The 808-nt window shown below is 28.2% G+C and carries 1 protein-coding gene; it reads right to left on the bottom strand.

The features are described 5' to 3' along the window. Positions 1–620 precede the first annotated feature (620 nt). The coding region (locus AB4136_RS33345) for a hypothetical protein (RefSeq protein ID WP_441932344.1) at positions 621–808 on the bottom strand (188 nt) is incomplete at its 5' end.

Raw genomic sequence — 808 nt, 5'->3', positions numbered from 1 at the left:
GCATTAAACCTTGTATTATCCCATGTATACAAAATGATTTATGTATTACTCCTTTTCATTTAGAATATCAAAAACTATCCTACAGATAGACTACTCAAAAAATGAGTAGTCTTTTTATTTTGCATTTTAAGCCCTTTCTAGGACATTTAATCATTCCACGTATAAAAATGACTAAAAACTTTTTTTGTTCAACAGAGAGGCTATAAATCATTTTAAAATTTATTTCTCAACACTTTCAGAAAAAAATATGTTTTTTTATTTTAATTATCCTTCTCAATAAAAAGCTAAAACCTGAAAAAAATAGGTGTATAATGTAACTTTTATATTTTAAAATATTTTAAAAGAGCATAAGAGGAATCCTACACAGAAATGTCTCCKTATGTAGCCATTCGGTAGCCRTTTCTGTGCAAAATATTGATTTGACAGTGTCAAATGGGATTCCTATTTATGCGATAAAAATTGTTATATGACTCCCGAACGRCTACACAAAAGCTACCGAATAGCTAYMCAAAATCAAAAATGWMTMCCAAATGGCTACATAAAATCAAAAATAGCTCCCAAATAGCTCCCTTTTTATGGAGCCATTTGGGAGCTAAAAGGGAGTCAAATGGTAGCCATTTTTAAAATAGCTTCTTACCTTTTGTCTGCCAAAATTCTATTTGCTTTTGTAATTGTTTTTCATTTTCTCTTAAAGTCGATTTCATTAATTCCGTTAAATCAACTGGAGATATTTCTTTAATTAAATTTTTATATTTATATTTAGTTCTTTTATTCAATTCTCCCCATTTGTCTTCTTCATGAATTAACA

This window comes from Mesorhizobium sp. 2RAF21, from assembly GCF_052115345.1.
Lineage (GTDB): Bacteria > Pseudomonadota > Alphaproteobacteria > Rhizobiales > Rhizobiaceae > Mesorhizobium > Mesorhizobium terrae.
The sequence above is the reverse complement of the archived record's forward strand: the minus strand, read 5'-3'. Positions and strand labels throughout refer to the sequence as shown.